Origin of the sequence: Arthrobacter sp. NPDC056691 (genome assembly GCF_042791415.1) — a bacterium.
Lineage (GTDB): Bacteria > Actinomycetota > Actinomycetes > Actinomycetales > Micrococcaceae > Arthrobacter.
In genome coordinates this window covers 178,550-194,348 of the sequence record NZ_JBHTXX010000001.1, presented here as the reverse complement: position 1 = coordinate 194,348, position 15,799 = coordinate 178,550, and the positions used below count along the sequence as shown (strand labels likewise).

Annotated in this window: 15 protein-coding genes; 7 read left to right on the top strand and 8 right to left on the bottom strand. The window is 67.2% G+C overall.

Features of this window, described 5'->3' with window-relative positions:
• Nucleotides 1-41: 41 nt before the first annotated feature.
• A complete protein-coding gene (locus ACFRAU_RS00935; RefSeq protein ID WP_377998576.1) occupies nucleotides 42-827 on the top strand; it encodes an urease accessory protein UreD in 786 nt (261 codons plus the stop codon).
• Nucleotides 827-1,867, top strand: coding sequence for a HoxN/HupN/NixA family nickel/cobalt transporter (locus ACFRAU_RS00930; RefSeq protein WP_377998420.1), 1,041 nt, complete (start codon nucleotides 827-829; stop codon nucleotides 1,865-1,867). Before ACFRAU_RS00935 ends, ACFRAU_RS00930 begins: the two co-directional genes overlap by 1 nt.
• A 6-nt stretch (nucleotides 1,868-1,873) precedes the next feature.
• On the opposite strand, the gene ACFRAU_RS00925 is transcribed toward ACFRAU_RS00930, so the two are convergent.
• Together ACFRAU_RS00925 and ACFRAU_RS00920 are read right to left on the bottom strand one after the other, a co-directional pair.
• Nucleotides 1,874-2,398, bottom strand: a complete 525-nt coding sequence (locus tag ACFRAU_RS00925) for a hypothetical protein (RefSeq protein WP_377998419.1) — start codon at nucleotides 2,396-2,398, stop codon at nucleotides 1,874-1,876.
• 91 nt (nucleotides 2,399-2,489) lie between these two features.
• The gene (locus tag ACFRAU_RS00920; RefSeq protein WP_377998418.1) at nucleotides 2,490-3,098 is read right to left on the bottom strand and encodes a TetR/AcrR family transcriptional regulator; all 609 of its coding nucleotides are present in this window, start codon (nucleotides 3,096-3,098) and stop codon (nucleotides 2,490-2,492) included.
• A 157-nt stretch (nucleotides 3,099-3,255) separates the two neighbouring features.
• Here ACFRAU_RS00920 and ACFRAU_RS00915 point away from each other — a divergent pair, with 157 nt between their 5' ends.
• A complete protein-coding gene (locus ACFRAU_RS00915; protein ID WP_377998417.1) occupies nucleotides 3,256-4,713 on the top strand; it encodes an APC family permease in 1,458 nt (485 codons plus the stop codon).
• Nucleotides 4,703-6,358, top strand: coding sequence for an amidohydrolase (locus ACFRAU_RS00910; RefSeq protein ID WP_377998416.1), 1,656 nt, complete (start codon nucleotides 4,703-4,705; stop codon nucleotides 6,356-6,358). The genes ACFRAU_RS00915 and ACFRAU_RS00910 overlap by 11 nt, the downstream gene beginning before the upstream one ends.
• On the opposite strand, the gene ACFRAU_RS00905 is transcribed toward ACFRAU_RS00910, so the two are convergent.
• The 5 genes from ACFRAU_RS00905 to ACFRAU_RS00885 all read right to left on the bottom strand — a co-directional run bounded on the left by ACFRAU_RS00905 (nucleotide 6,355) and on the right by ACFRAU_RS00885 (nucleotide 10,840).
• Nucleotides 6,355-6,741 carry a VOC family protein gene (locus ACFRAU_RS00905; RefSeq protein WP_377998415.1) on the bottom strand — a complete coding sequence of 129 codons (387 nt, stop codon included), beginning with the start codon at nucleotides 6,739-6,741 and terminating at the stop codon, nucleotides 6,355-6,357. The genes ACFRAU_RS00910 and ACFRAU_RS00905 overlap by 4 nt on opposite strands.
• Nucleotides 6,742-6,746: 5 nt before the next feature.
• Nucleotides 6,747-7,745 carry a carbohydrate kinase gene (locus ACFRAU_RS00900; RefSeq protein WP_377995401.1) on the bottom strand — a complete coding sequence of 333 codons (999 nt, stop codon included), beginning with the start codon at nucleotides 7,743-7,745 and terminating at the stop codon, nucleotides 6,747-6,749.
• A 117-nt stretch (nucleotides 7,746-7,862) separates the two neighbouring features.
• Complete coding sequence (locus ACFRAU_RS00895) at nucleotides 7,863-8,657, bottom strand: ATP-binding cassette domain-containing protein (protein WP_377998414.1); 795 nt, start codon at nucleotides 8,655-8,657, stop codon at nucleotides 7,863-7,865.
• Nucleotides 8,654-9,700 carry an ABC transporter permease gene (locus tag ACFRAU_RS00890; protein WP_377998413.1) on the bottom strand — a complete coding sequence of 349 codons (1,047 nt, stop codon included), beginning with the start codon at nucleotides 9,698-9,700 and terminating at the stop codon, nucleotides 8,654-8,656. The genes ACFRAU_RS00895 and ACFRAU_RS00890 overlap by 4 nt, the downstream gene beginning before the upstream one ends.
• Nucleotides 9,701-9,721: 21 nt before the next feature.
• Nucleotides 9,722-10,840, bottom strand: a complete 1,119-nt coding sequence (locus ACFRAU_RS00885; RefSeq protein ID WP_377995398.1) for a substrate-binding domain-containing protein — start codon at nucleotides 10,838-10,840, stop codon at nucleotides 9,722-9,724.
• Nucleotides 10,841-11,006: 166 nt separating this feature from the next.
• Between ACFRAU_RS00885 and ACFRAU_RS00880 the strand changes: the two genes are divergently transcribed.
• Nucleotides 11,007-12,005, top strand: a complete 999-nt coding sequence (locus tag ACFRAU_RS00880) for a LacI family DNA-binding transcriptional regulator (RefSeq protein WP_377998575.1) — start codon at nucleotides 11,007-11,009, stop codon at nucleotides 12,003-12,005.
• A 60-nt stretch (nucleotides 12,006-12,065) separates the two neighbouring features.
• Nucleotides 12,066-12,359 (top strand): putative quinol monooxygenase, encoded by a 294-nt coding sequence (locus tag ACFRAU_RS00875; protein WP_377995397.1) that lies wholly within the window; start codon nucleotides 12,066-12,068, stop codon nucleotides 12,357-12,359.
• A 41-nt stretch (nucleotides 12,360-12,400) separates the two neighbouring features.
• Here the strand turns inward: ACFRAU_RS00875 and ACFRAU_RS00870 are convergent, their stop codons facing one another.
• Nucleotides 12,401-15,094: a GH32 C-terminal domain-containing protein gene (locus ACFRAU_RS00870; protein ID WP_377998412.1), complete on the bottom strand. Its 2,694-nt coding sequence runs from the start codon at nucleotides 15,092-15,094 to the stop codon at nucleotides 12,401-12,403.
• A gap of 225 nt (nucleotides 15,095-15,319) precedes the next feature.
• Between ACFRAU_RS00870 and ACFRAU_RS00865 the strand changes: the two genes are divergently transcribed.
• Nucleotides 15,320-15,658, top strand: coding sequence for a hypothetical protein (locus tag ACFRAU_RS00865; protein ID WP_377995395.1), 339 nt, complete (start codon nucleotides 15,320-15,322; stop codon nucleotides 15,656-15,658).
• The last annotated feature ends 141 nt before the right edge of the window (nucleotides 15,659-15,799 follow it).

The following is a 15,799-nucleotide window of genomic DNA, read 5'->3' as shown; positions in this document are numbered from 1 at the left end:
GTGTGCTTGAGCTCGTCATCAGCGAACGTGGTGGGCGTTCCATTGCGTCCCGGCAGTTTCACGAAGGTGCACTTCGGGTACTCCGGCCGCACTATCTGGATGAGTCCGGGCAGGTTTGTTATGTGGTGGTGAATCCGGGCGGGGCTTACTTGGGGGCCGATCTTTACGTTGTGGACGTGGAGGTGGGAGACGGGGCGGACCTGCTGCTCACCACGCAGTCTGCGACCAAGATCTACCGGACCCCGGACTCATTTGCCGAGCAGCGGATGACCGTCCGGCTGGGGGAGGGCTCGCGGCTGGAGCTGGCGCCGGACCAGGTCATCGCCTACCGGGAGGCCAGCTACCGGCAGAACACCCACATCACGGTCCGGCCGACGTCGAGCCTGGTGATGGCCGAGGTGGTCACGCCGGGGTGGTCCCCGGACGGCGCGTCCTTCCGATATGAGGAACTGCGGCTCCGGAACGAGATTCACGTGGAGACGGATGGCGGCACCCGGCTGCTCGCCCTGGACAACCTGCTGATCCGCCCGCCGCTTGACGACGTCACCGGCACGGGCTTCATGGAGGGCCACAGCCACCTGGGCTCGCTGGTGGTGGTGGACGCCCGCGTGGACCAGGCGCTCGCCGACGAACTGCACCGGCTGGCCGAAAAGTTCGATGTCTACACAGGCGTCTCGCTCAGTGCCACAATGGACGGCATCACGGCGCTGGTGCTCCGCTCCCTGTCCAACAGCACCGAAAAACTCAATACGCTATTGGGTGGCTGCAGCGGCCTTCTCCGCCAACGCTGGTACGGCCAGGCGCCCCTGAACCTGAGGAAGTACTGATGACTGCCTTAACCCAGTTCGCCACCATGTACCGCGAGCGTGAGCAGTTGCCGCTCCGGACGCGCCTGCTGGCCACCTTTGGTGCGGTGGGATTCCTCCATCTTGCCGCCGTCGTGCTTCTGGTTGCCGGCACCGCTGCATCGGGGCAGCCGCTGGCGTTCGGACTGGTGCTCACGGCCTACCTGGCCGGCATCAAGCACAGCTACGACTGGGACCACATCGCCGCGATCGACAACTCCACGCGGAAGTTCGTGGCCCAGCGGCAGGATCCCACGAGCGTGGGATTCGCCTTCAGCCTGGGGCACAGTTCGGTGGTGATCCTGGCCGGGGCACTGGTGGTTTCCGGAGTTTCGCTGGTGGGCAGGTTCATGACCGGGGGCAGCACCGGGAACCTGGTCCTGGGGCTGATCGGCAGCGGCGTCTCCGGGCTGTTCCTGCTGGCCATGGGGATCTTCAACGGGTCGGCATTTCTGGGCGCCGCCAGGTCCTACCGCAGGGTCCGCGGCGGCGGAACGGTGCTGCCCGGGGAACTGGAAGCCAAGGGCTTTGTGGCCCGACTCATGGCCCGGCCGCTGTCCAGGGTGCAGCGTCCCAGGAACGTGTACGTGATCGGATTCCTGTTCGGGCTCGGTTTTGATACCGCCACCACCATCGGGCTTCTGGTGATGACGACGGCGGCTTCCCTGGCGGGTGTTTCCCCCGCCGCGCTGCTGGCGTTGCCGCTCGCATTCACCGCCGCCATGACCCTGTGCGACACGACCAACGGCGTGGCCATGATGCGGATGTATAAGTCGGCCATCCACGATCCCCTGCGCAAACTCGGGTTCAACGCCGTCATCACCGGGCTCTCGGCACTGTCTGCGCTTTTCGTCGCCGTGATAACCCTGGGCGGCTTCTTCAGCGAGGCGTTCGGGCTGAAGGATCCGCTCACCGCCTGGCTGGGCGGCATCGAGCTGGGCGACGCCGGGCTGCTGCTCGTGGCTGCATTCCTGCTGCTGTGGGGCGCGGCAACGCTGCGCGGGCGTCGGAAAACCGCCTAATCCGGCTTAGTCCGCGTCGGCCACGATCCGCTTGTAGAGTTCCTTCAGCCCGCCCACCGTGCCGATGACCTGGCCCAGCATCAGTCCGTCCATCACGGCAAGGCTGCACAGCTTCACGATGTCCGCGGGGACCCACAACGCCACAATCCGGCTGCGAAAGATGCTGAACAGGATGTAGGCCACCAGGATGATTCCGCCGAGGATATCCAGTTTGCCCACCACAGTCCTGGCGGCCCGGTCCCATTCCAGCCGGAACATGCGGCTGGCCACGAGTCCGACGGCGATTCCTCCCACCAGTGCCGCCACCGCCGGCGGGACCGCCTGGGGAGTGGCCAGGAAGAGCTCAACTATGACCACCACGAGTAGCACCACAAAGATCACCGCAAAAATCCGCATCCGCGTCCGGATCTTTCTGTCGACGTGGCGCCGGGCAACCTCCCGCCGCTCGCCCCGGGGAATGCGGGTGTGGGGGCGGGAGCCTTGGGCGGGTTTGCCGCCGTGGTCTGCGCGGCGGCCGTCCGGGTGGCTCATGCGGCCCAGTCTACGCCTGGGCAACGGGGCGCCATACGCACAAGCGCCGTATACCGGCGGAGCGCCAAGTGGGCTAAGAAGGCCTAGCTGCCTAGCTGCCGAGCTTCGCGCGCAGGCCGCCAATGACCACGTCCAGGCCAAAGTCGAAGGCGTGCCCGCCCCGTTCCCCCGATGGCCCCGCATTGCCGAGCGCGCGCTTCAATGTGGGGTAGCCCTCCGCCGGCGGGTCCCACACCACTTCCGGCGCCGCCAGGTCCAGGGCCGCGCCGAGGGCAAAGCTGTCGATGGTGGAGATGGCTGCCACGACATCACGCCCGCGGAACCCCGCGCTCTCCAGGGCCAGGGCCAGGTCCTCGTAGAGGCCGATGACCGCCGGATCCGTGATGGACTGCAGCACCAGCAGCGGAGCCAGCCGCGGATGGCGGGCAAAGGCGTCCCGGTACGCGCGGATCAGGACCCGCAGCGCGACTTCCCATTCGCTGTGGTCCACCGGCGGGTACGGCTCCTCGGTGATGATCCGGTGCCGCAGCAGTTCCAGGATCTCGTCCCGGCCGCTGACGTGGTTGTAGATGGAGGACTGGCTGACGCCGATCTTTTTCGCCAGCTTCGGAAAGCTGAAGTCGCCGCTTTCATCGACCAGTTCCAGCGCGGCGGTGGTCAGGGCCTCCACGGATATCAGCGGGAGGAGCGGGCGCCCCATGGAATCTCCTGTCTGCAGCTCTGGAACATCGGAACCCAGCCTAGTCTGCGCCTCCTGCCGGAGCCGCTTTTGCGAAAGGTATTGTGCTCCGCGCCACACGCCCGCATACTAAAACGAAAGCCTTTCGTTTAGTCGGGCTTCCAGAAAGGACGGACCAGTGCCGGATATCCAAACCAGACCTCCGGCGTCGTCTGCGGACGGCGCCCTCAAGCGCAATGCCCTGGGCACGGGCGGCATCGCCTTCCTCGTCATTTCGGCGGCAGCGCCGCTGACCGTCATGGCGGGCGTTGCCCCGGTGGCCATCAACGTCGGCGGCATTGGCGCCCCGGCCGGCTATCTCCTGGCAGGCCTCGTGCTCACCCTCTTCGCCGTCGGATTCATGGCCATGACCCGGCATGTGAAGGCGGCCGGCGGTTTTTACACCTACATTTCACTGGCCATGGGCAAGACGGCGGGACTCGCCTCAGCCATCCTGGCGATCGTCTCCTACAATTGCCTGCAGATCGGCGTCTATGGCCTTTTTGCCGTCCAGACCCACGACATGCTCAAGGTGGTCTTCGGGCTGGACGTGTCCTGGCCGGCGATTGCACTCGCCGCGGTGGCCGCCGTATGGTTCCTCGGCTACCGGGGCATTGACGTCGGCGCCAAAGTGCTTGGCGTGCTCCTCGTGGCCGAGACCGGCATCCTGGCCGTGATGGGGGTGGGCATCCTCGGCAGCGGCGGCGCGCACGGAATCAGCGTGGGCTCCTTCAGCCCGGAGAACGCGTTCGGGCCGGGCGTCCTGGCCATCCTCGGCATCTGCTTCGCCGCCTTCATGGGCTTCGAGTCCACCGTGCTGTACCGCTCGGAGGCCCGCGACCCGGACAGGTCGGTGCCCCGCGCCACGTATATCGCCGTCGGCTTCATGTCCGTGTTCTATGCCTTTATCGTCTGGGCCGTGGTTCAGGCCTACGGCGAAGACCGCGCCGCGGAAGCCGCCGGGGAGCTGGCCGGCGGGATGTTCTTCCAGACCATCAACCACTATGTGGGCCCCTGGGCCGAGGTGGCGATGTACATGCTGATCGTCACCAGCGTCTACGCCTCGCAGCTGGCATTCCACAACGCGATCAACCGCTACGTCTACATGCTGGCGCGCGACGGCGTGCTGCCGGCCTTCCTGGGGCAGACCCACCCGAAGTTCAGGTCGCCGCACCGGGCCGGCCAACTGCAGACGCTCCTGGCCGCCGTTGTCATCACCGTGTGCGCCGTCCTGAACGCCGATCCGTACCAGCAGCTGCTGATCTGGGTGAACACCCCCGGGATCTTCGGCATCGTCGGGCTGCAGGGCCTGGTGTCGGTGGCGGCCTTCCTCTACCTGCGCCGGAACCCCGACGCCGTGACGCACCGGCTGATGGTCCCGCTCAGTTTGGCGTCGGCCATCCTGCTCTTCGGCGTGGTGCTGCTGATCGGGATCAACATCGAACTGCTCACCTTCGCCGACGCGCTCACCAACACCGTCCTCATATTGGTTACCCCGCTTGTCTTTGTCGCCGGACTCCTGACCGCCCGCTGGGTACGCCGCCACCGGCCGGAAACCTACGCCCAGATTGGAAGCTTCGAAACCTATGAATCCTGACGTGATCATCCTCGCCGGCACCGTCCACACGATGGACGGCATGCCCTCAGGGAGCCCGGCGCCGCAGGCCGTTGCCGTCCGGGACGGCGTGTTTGCCGCCGTCGGAAGCCGCGCGGATGCGGCCGGGTGGCCGGCCGCGGAGGTCATCGACTTCGGCGACGCCGTGCTGACCCCCGGCCTTGTGGACTGCCACATGCATCCTGTTTTCGGGCTGGAACTGACCCGCGGCAGCGACCTGTCCGGCGCCGCGGACCTTCCCGCGGTGCGCGCACTTCTGCGTGCCGCGGCAGCTGAAACAGCGCCAGGCGAGTGGGTACGCTGCTGGGGGCTGGACCCCAACGTGTTCGGATCCGCCACCGCCCACCGCGACCTGATTGACGACGCCGTCTCCGGACGGCCGTGCCTCATCCGGCTGTTCGACGGGCATTCCGCGCTGGCCAGTTCCCAAGCCCTCGAAATCGCGGGGGTCACCGGTCCACGCTCCTTCGACCAGGCCGCCGAGGTGGTCTGCGACGGAAGCGGCAGGCCCACGGGGCTCCTGCTGGAGGCGGCCGCCGTCGACCTCGTTGCCCGGGTGATGCCCACCGAGTCCTTCGCGGAACGGAAGGCGCGGCTGGCGGAACTGCTCACGCAGTTCTCACGGTCCGGGCTGACCGGGGCACACGTCATGGACTGCAACGACGATTCGCTGGAGCTTTACCGGGCGCTCGAGGAAGAGACCGACGGCGGCCTCCCGCTCCGGCTGCGGATCTCGCCGTGGTGCATGCCCGGCAGCGGTGAACCGGAATGGCGCGTGCTGGCCGGGCAGGTCGGCGCCGGCGGACGGCGCTGGGAGGTGGCCGGCATCAAGCTGTTCGTCGACGGCACCGTGGACAACGGCACGGCCTGGCTGTTTGAGCCCGATGCCTACGGTGAGTCGGTGGCACCCTTCTGGCCCCGGCCCGAGGAGTATGCCGAAGCCGTGCGGTACTTCGCCGGACGCGGCATTTCCACGGCCACGCACGCGATCGGCGACGCCGGGGTGGCCGCCGTCCTGGACGCCTTCGAGTCCCTGCCTCCGGGCACAGGGGCCACTCCGGCGCCGCGGGGAGTGCACCGGATCGAACACCTCGAGACCGTTCCGGACGACCTGATCAGCAGGTTCTCCCGGTCCGGCCTCATCGCCAGCATGCAGCCCACGCACTGCACGCACTACTCCCGCGCCGACCACTCCGACAACTGGTCCACCCGGCTCGGCACGGAAAGGGCCAACAACGCCTGGCGCTGCGCGGACCTCCGTGCCGCAGGAACCACCCTGGGGCTCGGCTCCGACTGGCCGATCGCCCCGTTCGAACCGCTGCCCATCCTGGCGGACGCGCAATTACGACGGCGGTCGGGCCGCCCGGGTGAGCAGCCGGTTGTTCCCGGCCAGGCCCTCACGGCCCTGCAGGCGCTCGAAGGCTACACGTCGCACGCCGCCCGTGCTGCGGGGGAGTGGGGCGTTTCCGGGTCCGTCACTGTAGGCAAGCGCGCGGACTTCACAGTGTTCGACGTGGATCCGCTGGCCGTTGCGCCTGATGACCTTGCAGCGGCCCGGGTCCTGGCGACCTTCGTGGACGGGCAGGTGCAGCACTCCGCAGCCAGAACCGGCCTGCAGTTGCGTTAGGCGGTGAGGGGCTCCAGCCGCCTGCGCAGGAGGCAGAACTCGTTGCCCTCAGGGTCGGCCAGGACGTGCCACTGTTCGTCGCCGGTCTGCCCGACGTCGGCGGGACGGGCGCCGAGGGCGAGCAACCGCTCCAGCTCGGCGTCCTGGTCCCGGTCGACAGGGTTGACGTCGATGTGCAGGGGGAGCCTGCCGGTCCGCGGGTTGCTGCTGGGGCTCAGGATGATGGTGGGCTGCAGGCCGCCGAACCCGGCGCCGGGCGGGCCGATCTCGATGGACCCGCCCTCCCGGTCGAGCTCGACGTAGCCGAGCACCTCGCTCCAGAACCGTGCGAGCAGTTCGGGGTCGGCGGAGTTGAGGACAAGTTCGCTGATACGGCATGCCATGGGAGTCAGTGTACGGCGGGCACCGCCATCTGGCCGGGCATACTGTCCTCGGGCAGGTCCGCCAGGAGCTCGGCCTCCGTGGGCGGATTGGCTCCTGGGCGGCGCACTGTGATCGCGGCGGCCTTCGAGGCCGTGCGCCCCAGTGTTTCCAGCACGGCAGGCGCCAGGCCGTCCGATCCGCGCGCCAGCAGTCCGTAGATCAGCGCCGCCATGTACGAATCCCCGGCGCCAATGGTGTCGGCCACCGCGGACCGGATGGCCGGCACCACCAGCTGCAGCTCCGGAGTGGCAAGCAGCGATCCTTCTGAACCGCGGGTGACCACCGCCAGCCCCGCCCCCAGCTGGAGGATCCGTGCCGCGGTGTCCTCCAGCTGCAGGTCCGGGTAGAGCCAGCGGGCATCCTCGTCGCTCAGCTTGACCACGTCCGTGAGCGGAACCAGCTCCTCGAAGATGGTCCGCGCCTCGGCCTGGCTGCCGAGCAGTGCCGGGCGGATGTTGGGATCGTAGGTGACCAGGCATTCACGGTGCGACTGCTCCAGGAGGGTCCTGACGGCTGCTGCGCCCGGAGCCAGGAAAGTCGCGATCGAGCCGGTGTGGAGCACCCTGGGCAGGGACGCCGGGGCCACCGCCGGCAGTTCCCAGCGGATGTCGAAGTCGTAGCTGGCGGAGCCGTCGGCAGCCAGCGTCGCGGTGGCCGTGGCCGTCCGCGCCTGTGTCCGGGAGCCGGGCAGGAGCGCGACTCCGGCGCGCTGCAGGTGTGCCTCGATGGCCCGGCCGCGGCCGTCGTCGCCGATCGAGGTGAGGAGCGCTGTGCGGATGCCGAGCAGGCCCAGCCCGTAGGCAACGTTCGACGGCGATCCGCCGGGGTGCTCGACGGTTCCGTTCGCGGACGCAACGACGTCCACCAGTGCTTCACCGATGACGATGACTTCCGGAGTCGCTGTGCGGGTTCCGGAGTAAGCAGTTCCGGCGTTGGATGTGGGGATCACGGTGGGGCCTTTCATGGAGCTGTCCGCGGGGCGGCTTCGGCCCGCGGACGGGGGTTGGTGCTGGGCTTTCGGGTGCTGCTTTGGCGGGTTGGGCTCCCGGTTAGGTGCCGGGCTGTGGGCAGTGCCGGCTTGTCAGGCCGTGGCGGCGCCGGTCATGATCGCCACAGCGTCGGTCATGCTGTGCGACTGCGGCGTGATGGTGGCGGCGCACTTTCCGAGCCGCTGGATGTGGATGCGGTCCGCCACGTCGAACACATGGGGCATGTTGTGGCTGATCAGGATCACCGGCAGGCCCCTGTCCCGGAGGTCCCGGACCAGCTGCAGGACCTGGTTCGATTCCCGGACGCCGAGGGCCGCCGTCGGCTCATCGAGGACAACCACCTTGGAACCGAACGCCGCGGCGCGGGCCACGGCCACCGCCTGGCGCTGGCCCCCGGACAGGTTTTCCACCGGGACCGTCACGTCCTGCAGGGTGGAAATGCCCAGCCGGGTCAGTTCCTCCTTGGCCTTGCGGCGCATGCCCTTGGTGTCCAGGACGCGGAAGAGCTTGCCCAGCGGGCCGGCCAGCCGTTCTTCACGGCCGAGAAACAGGTTGGAGGCGACGTCCAGCGCGGGTGACACCGCGAGGTTCTGGTAGACGGTCTCGATGCCGTGGGCACGGGCGTCCTGCGGCCGCTTGAAGTGCACTGTCTGCCCGGACACCTTCAGCTCGCCGGAGTCCGGGACCTCGGCGCCGGTGAGGCACTTGATGAGGGTGGACTTGCCTGCGCCGTTGTCGCCGATGACCGCGAGGACTTCACCCGGGTAGAGGTCCAGGCTGACGCCGTCCAGGCCCACGACGCGTCCGAAGGTTCTGACGAGGTTGCTGGCCTGCAGGATCGGCTGCCGAACCGCCGTGCCGGACGGCTGGGTTTCAGTGGCGGTCATGATTTCACCTTTCGGATCCACTGGTCGATGGACACAGCGAGGATGATGAGGACGCCCACGGCGAGTGTCTGGTACAGCACGTCGAGTCCCGCCAGGGACAGGCCGTTGCGGAACACGCCCACGATCAGCGCGCCGAGGAGGGATCCCCAGACGGAGCCGCGGCCGCCGAAGAGGCTGGTTCCGCCAATCACGACGGCGGTGATGGAGTCGAGGTTGAGGTCCACGCCGGCGTTGGGGCTGGCGGCGTTGGTGCGGCCGATCTGGAGCCAGGCACCCATGGCCAGCACGGCTCCGGCAGCCAGGTAGACGCTCATGAGGACGCGGTTGACGGGAATGCCGGCCAGGCGCGCAGCTTCCTTGTCATCCCCGACGGCGTAGACGTGCCGGCCCCACGCTGTCTTGCCCAGGATGAAGGCAACAGCGCCGTAGAGCAGGAGCATCATGATCACGCCGGTGGAGATGCGGACCGGGCCCAGCGGGAACGTGCTTCCGGTCCAGGTGAGCAGGCCCGGCATGTTGGACCCGCGGACGGTGGAACCGCCGGAGTACAGCAGGGTGGCGGCGATGAAGATGTTGAGGGTTCCGAGGGTGACGATGAACGGCGGAAGCTTGAACCGGGTGACGAGGAAACCGTTGAGGGCGCCCGCCCCCAGGCCCACCACCAGGCCGGTCAGCAGGGCGAGCGGGCCGGGAAGGCCGCCGCCCACCGCCAGCTGCGCCACCACCATGGAGGAGAGGATCATGACGGCGCCCACGGAGAGGTCGATTCCCGCGGTGAGGATGATGAGGGTTTGCGCGATCGCCAGCGTTCCCACCACCGAGACCTGCTGGGTGATCAGGGAGAGGTTTTCGAACCGCAGGAACCGGTCGTTGAGTAGCCCGAAGATCACCACCGCCACGAGCAGCACGATGGCGGGACTGAGTGCAGGGTACCGGTGCAGGACGTTGCGGATGCGGCTGAGCGATGTCTGGCGGTCGAGGAATTCCTCGGCGAGGTCGGCATGGCCGGTGGCGGGCGGGCCGGCTGTCTGTTGCTGGGTCATGTTCGCTCCTGTCATGTCCGGTTACTTGCCCCAGCAGATCTGGGAAGCTTCCGACGTCGTGATGCTCTTGACGCCGTCGGCGGCCTTGTCCGTCACGAGCTCCACGCCGGTGTTGAAGAAGTCCAGGCCCTCGGAGTTGGACGGCTTCTGGCCGGTCTTGGCGAGGTCGGCGATGGCCTTGACGCCGAGCTCGGCCATCTTGACCGGGTACTGCTGGGCGGTGGCGCCGATGATGCCGGACTTGACGTTGTTAACGCCGGTGCAGCCGCCGTCCACCGAAACCACCAGGACGTCCTTTTCCTTGCCGGCGGACTTCAGGGCCTCGAAGGCGCCGGCAGCAGCGGGCTCGTTGATGGTGTAGACGACGTTGATGTTGGGGTTCTTGGCGAGCAGTGTCTCCATCGCGGTGCGTCCGCCGTCCTCGGCGCCCTGCGATGCCTGGCTGCCGACGATCTCGTAGTCGCCGCCCTTGCCGCCCGTGTACTTGCCGGTCTTGGCCTCGTCGCCGTTCTTCTTCTTGTCCGCGGTGTCGATGCCTAGCCCGGCGAGGAAGCCCTGGTCGCGGTTGTAGTCCACCGAGACCACTTTGTCGTCGAACAGGTCCACGAGGGCGATGGTGGCCTTCTTGCCGCCCAGCTGGGCGGCCGTCCACTTGCCGATCAGCTCGCCGGCGGCGAAGTTGTCTGTGGCGAAGGTGATGTCCGCAGCGTCTGCGGGGTCCGGCGGGGTGTCCAGCGCGATGACGAACAGGCCTGCGTCCTTGGCCTTCTTCAGCGCGTCGACCACGGACGGGCCGTTGGGCGTGATCAGGATGCCTTTGTCGCCCTTGGAAATAGCGTTTTCGATGGCCTGGATCTGGGTGTCCTCATCGCCGTCGGCCTTTCCGGCCGCGAGCTTGAGGTCGACGCCGTCCGCCTCCGCCGCCTTCTTGGCTCCGTCCTGCATGGAAACGAAGAAGGGGTTGGACGTGGTCTTCACGATCAGCGAGACGCCGACCTTTTCGGACGAGGAGCCGCCGGTGGTGGTGGTGGCGGTGGAACTTCCGCCGCAGGCGGTGAGGCTGAGCGTGCCGAGGGTAAGGACTGCGCCGATGGCGAGCAGGCGGTGAGTGACGGTCCGCGGGGCTGTGGAACTCAACATTGAATCTCCTCCGGGTTGTGGCATCTGAGCATGCCTGACAACGATGTCAGGCATCATGTAATCAATGTCACAGGATAGAGTCAAGGCAAATGCAATGATGAAGGACGGATTAATGACAACGATGTCTAATCGTTACCAGGCCGAGGGGGCCAAGAGCCGCCCCACCATGCGCCACGTCGCGGCGCTGGCAGGCGTCGGGATCAAGACGGTGTCCCGCGTAATGAACGATGAGCCTGGCGTCTCGGAAGCCACCCGGCAGCGTGTCCTTGGCGCCTCGCAGCAGCTGAACTACCAGCTGGACATGGCGGCGGGCAGCCTGCGGCGCGCCGGCCGCCAGACGCTTTCGATCGGGCTCCTGCTGCCGAGTGTCGCCAACCCGTTCAGCAGCGAGATCCACCGCGCCATGGAGGACGCCCTCGCGGCCCGGGGCATCGCGGTCTTCGCTGCCAGCCTGGACGATGACGCCGAGCGGGAGAAGGCCCTGGTGACTGCCTTCCTGGGCAGGCGCGTGGACGGGCTGGTGCTCACTCCCATCGCCAAGAGCCAGGCGTACGTCATTCCGGAACATTCCAGGGACCTGCCGATCGTGTTCATCGACCGCGAACCGGTGGGCATCGAGGCTGACGCCGTGGTGACGGACAACGCCGTCGGCGCCGCCAGGGCGGCGGCCCACCTGATCGCGCACGGCCACACCCGGATCGCATATATGGGTGACCGCGCCGATATCCAGACGGCCCGCGAACGGCGCCGCGGGTTCGTCGAGGAACTTGGCCGGGCGGGGATACCCACGTCAGCGGTTCCGGTCCGCGAAGAGCTCCACGACGAGGAGTCAGCGCGCCTGGCCACCCTGGAGCTGCTCAGGGCCGAAGACCCGCCCACGGCCATCTTCTCGAGCCAGAACCTGGTGACGTTCGGCGTCATGCGGGCCCTGAAGGAGCTGGGCCTGAACAAGCGCGTTGCCCTCGTTGGCTTCGACGACTTCACCCTCGCGGACATGATGGAACCGGGCGTCACCGTGATTGCGCAGCACCCCGACCGGATCGGAAAACTGGCCGCCGAACGCCTGCTGGCCCGAATCGACGGCGACCCCGGCGCGGCGCAGACCTACGTGGTCCCCTCCGAGCTCATTACCCGCGGGTCCGGGGAGTTGCGGCCGCCGGAATGAATTGGCCATCGAATCGAAGCTAACTACCCACCCGAGCAAACCCATCCCGACAGGAGAACCATGACCAAGACGCTCTACGCCGAATTCACCGTCAAGCCCGGCAGTGAAGCCCGGGTTGCCGAAATGATGCGGGAACTTACCGAGCTGGTGCGCAACGAGCCCGGCAACCAGCTGTTCCTGCCGTACACCCGGGAAAGCAACCCCCGCGAGTACTTCGTGTTCGAGGTCTATCAGGACGCGGCAGCCTTCCAGGAGCACATCACGGCGGACTACGGCGCCCGGTTCAACGGGGAGCTAACCGACCACATCGAGGAGGACGGCTCGGTGCTGACCTGGCTGCAGCCGGTCCACTAGGCCGGCTGCAGCCGGTCCACTAGGCCGGCTGCAGCCTGCCTTTACTTCCGGGTCTTGGCCGGCACCTGCGCCGCCTGGAACATGGGCTGGCTCAGCGGCGTGACAGTCAGGGACTTCAGCCGGGCCGTTCCCCCTTCGGCGAAGAGGGCCACCTGGTTGGCGCCTTCCTGTGAAATGCCCCCCTGTGAAGGGACCTGTCCCGGGAAGACCTGGTCCGTGATGGTCCGCAGGCCGTTCTGGGCGAATACCTCCACCGAGGACCGGTCGACATAGATTCGCAGCGTCACGTTGCCGCTGGCGTCCACGGCCACGGGGGCGGAGTCAACCGAGGCGAAGAGCGGATGGAAGTCTGTGATTCCGGAGTTGCTCCGGTCGACATACAGCTCGCCGGTTGCCTTGTCGTAGCCGATGGCGGTCGACTTGCTGCCGTTCCCCAGCACGGTAATCCCGGCCTTGGACGCCGATCCGGGGGAGAAGGTCACCTCGATCCGTTGCACGTCGCCCGAGGCAGCGGCCGGCAGTGCGTGCGTGCCGGCGGGAATGCTGCGGGCCCGTTTTTCGGCGTAGCTTTCCTTTGTGCCGAGGCCATCCACCTGCTGGACGGCCTTCTGCGTCAGGCGCGGGCCGATGGCCGTTTGCGTCAGGGCCACTTCGCGGGGCAGCGACATGGCACTGCGCCAGGGTGAGGTTGGAATCGTGTTGGCGTAGTCCCAGTTGTTCATCCAGCCGAGCATGATGCGCTTGCTCTGCGGCAGGTTGTTGAAGGACACGGACGCGTAATAGTCCCGGCCGTAGTCCAGCCAGTCGTAGGTCTGGACCCGCGGCGTGGCCGGCCGCGGTGAGGCGATGAACTCGTCCGCCAGGATGTGGCCCCAGCCGAAGCGGTTGTTGTCCACCACCCGGATGCTGGCCTGCCGCCCCCTGAACTCGGAAACGTTCCACGACGCCCAGTCCAGGACCTCGCTGTTGGCCCCGGTGGCCGTCCTGACCACCTTGCCGTCCACCACGAGGTTGACGGTGGTTTCGTCTGAGCGGGGGACGGCTGCCTGGTCGGTCAGCATGACGTGGTCCAGGGTGAGGTGTCCCCAGCCGCCGGTGGCCTGGTCCACGATCCGGAGCTGTGCCTGCTGCCCGGCGAACTCGGACACGTCCCAGCCCTTCCAGTTCAGGGCGCCGGCGTCATCACCGGCGAGGCTGCGCACCACATTGCCGTTCACCAGCAGCTGGGCTTCCAGGGTCTGCCCGGAGCCCGCCGTCCGGTGTCCGCCGCCCACCAGCATGCTCATGAAGTTCCGGTTGACCGTGAACGACGGCGACGTCAGGGTTCCCTGCCGGTCGTCGCCGGGTGCGCCTCCCGTGTCGAACGTGTTGATCCGCTTGGCGCCGATATAGAAGTCGCCGCCGGAGGTTGACGGCTGGAACACCGGCGCCAGATCCCCGGTTCCCGTCCACCCGGCGTCGGCCAGGGTGGAGCCGTCCGGGACCTCAAAGCCGTTGAACAGCAGGTCCCCGGGTGGCGGGGTGTTGTCCAGCTTGTCCGAAACGCGCGGATGCTGTCCGCCGCCCACCAGGAAGTTGAGATAATCACTGTCCACGGTGAACTGCGGCGAGTTCATCGACCCCAGCGGCCAGTCGCCGTCGTTGAATGAATTGATCAGGCCGGCGCCGCCAAAGCCGGTGACGCCGTTCTGCCCCGCGAGGGTGCCGGCCGCGGGTGTCCCGGCAAACGGGCCGTCCTTCGGGTTGCCCGCTTCGTTGTTCACTGTCCAGCCGCTGTACGAGCCGTCGTTGAAGCCTGCCAGGGGAGTGCCTGCGGGCAGCGCGTCACTGGCCTTCGTGGTTTCCGACGTGAAGGTGGTGCCGTCGAAATTGCCCACGAAATACTGCCCGGCCGAGCCTCCGGCCACGCCTCCCGGGTTGATGTTGACCACCATCACCCACTTGACGTTGGCGGGGTCGCCGTCGACGGCAAGCGGAAACAGGTCAGGGCATTCCCAGAGGCCGCCCGTGGCGTTCGCCGGGCCGAACTCGCTGAGCTGCGTCCAGTCCTTGAGGTTGCCCGACTTGTACAGCAGCACCTTGTGCTCAGTGGCCTCGACGGCGGCCATCACCCAGTAGCCGCCTCCGCCGGGCAAGTCGAACCAAAACACCTTCGGGTCGCGGAAGTTCGCCGAATTGCGGTTGAGCACCGGGTTGCCGCTGTACTTGGTCCAGGTCTTGCCCTCATCGAGGCTGTAGGCGAGTGACTGGGCCTGCAGCCCCCTGTAGGGCGAGGCGTCCTTGTAGGCGCTGGTGAAGACCGCCACCAGCGGAGGGTTCGCGGCAGTGCCAAGGCCGGAGCTGTTGTTCTTGTCCACCACGACGCTGCCGGAGAAGATGTCCTGCTGGTCGTCGGTGGCGATGGCCAGGGGCTGCTCCTTCCAGTGCACCAGGTCCGTGGACGTGGCGTGTCCCCAGGACATGTTGCCCCACTGGTTGCCGGACGGATTGTGCTGGTAGTAGAGGTGGTAGACGCCTTTATAGAACACCATCCCGTTGGGATCATTCATCCAGTTTTGCTGCGGCGTGTAATGGTAGGCCGGCCGGAACTGCTCGTCTCCTGTAGTCCCCGCGGCTGTTGCGGTTTCCGCTCCGGCCAGTACCGCGGCCAGGCTGAGACCCGCCACGGTCAGTGCGGTGCATAGCTGTAGTCTGCCGAATTTTCTCTGCTGCATTGTGCCGGTGCCGCCCTTCATCGCGCGTGCCTTCCCCAGGTTGAGGATAGACAACGTTGTCAGTGACTGGAACGCTAGGGGATGTCCACAAGACAAGTCAACGGATTCGACAAGCCCTGGATCAGGGTTCAGCTAGGCCCTTCTGGGCCTCCTGTGAATCAGTCCTGTGACGTCCCCTGGCTGGGACACCGTTGTCATGTTCCCGCCGCCGGAGTTCGCGGGAAGCACCGTTGTTAGGGTGGAATCATGAAACGCAGCCTGCTTGCCCTGTCCATGCTTCCTGTCCTTGTCCTGCTGGCGGGTTGCGCCCAGGCCGAGGAAGCAGCCAAGAATGCGGCGAGCTCCGCGGTGTCCCAGGCTGCCAACGCGGCAGCCGAGCAGGTGAAGGGCCAGATCTGCACCCTGATCGAGGATGGCCTGGTGAGCGCCTCGGACAAGGCTGCGCTCGCGGGTCTCGTCGCCGGGGCCGAGACGGCCGGCGTGCCCGCCGAAATCACCGGACCCCTGAAAGCTATCGCCCAGGCCGGCGACCAGGTTCCCGGAGATTCTGTCCGTGAGCTCCAGAAGGCCTGCGCTGCCGCCTGAGGTCTGGCCGCGGGAAGTCCAGCACCACGGCATCAGCATCACCGCAGAGAAGTTTCGGCCCACGGCCGCCCGGGTCACTCAACGCAGCCTGCAATAATCGGAATCAGCAGTTGCGGGGGCGCTGAAAACGGCCGGCCGTGA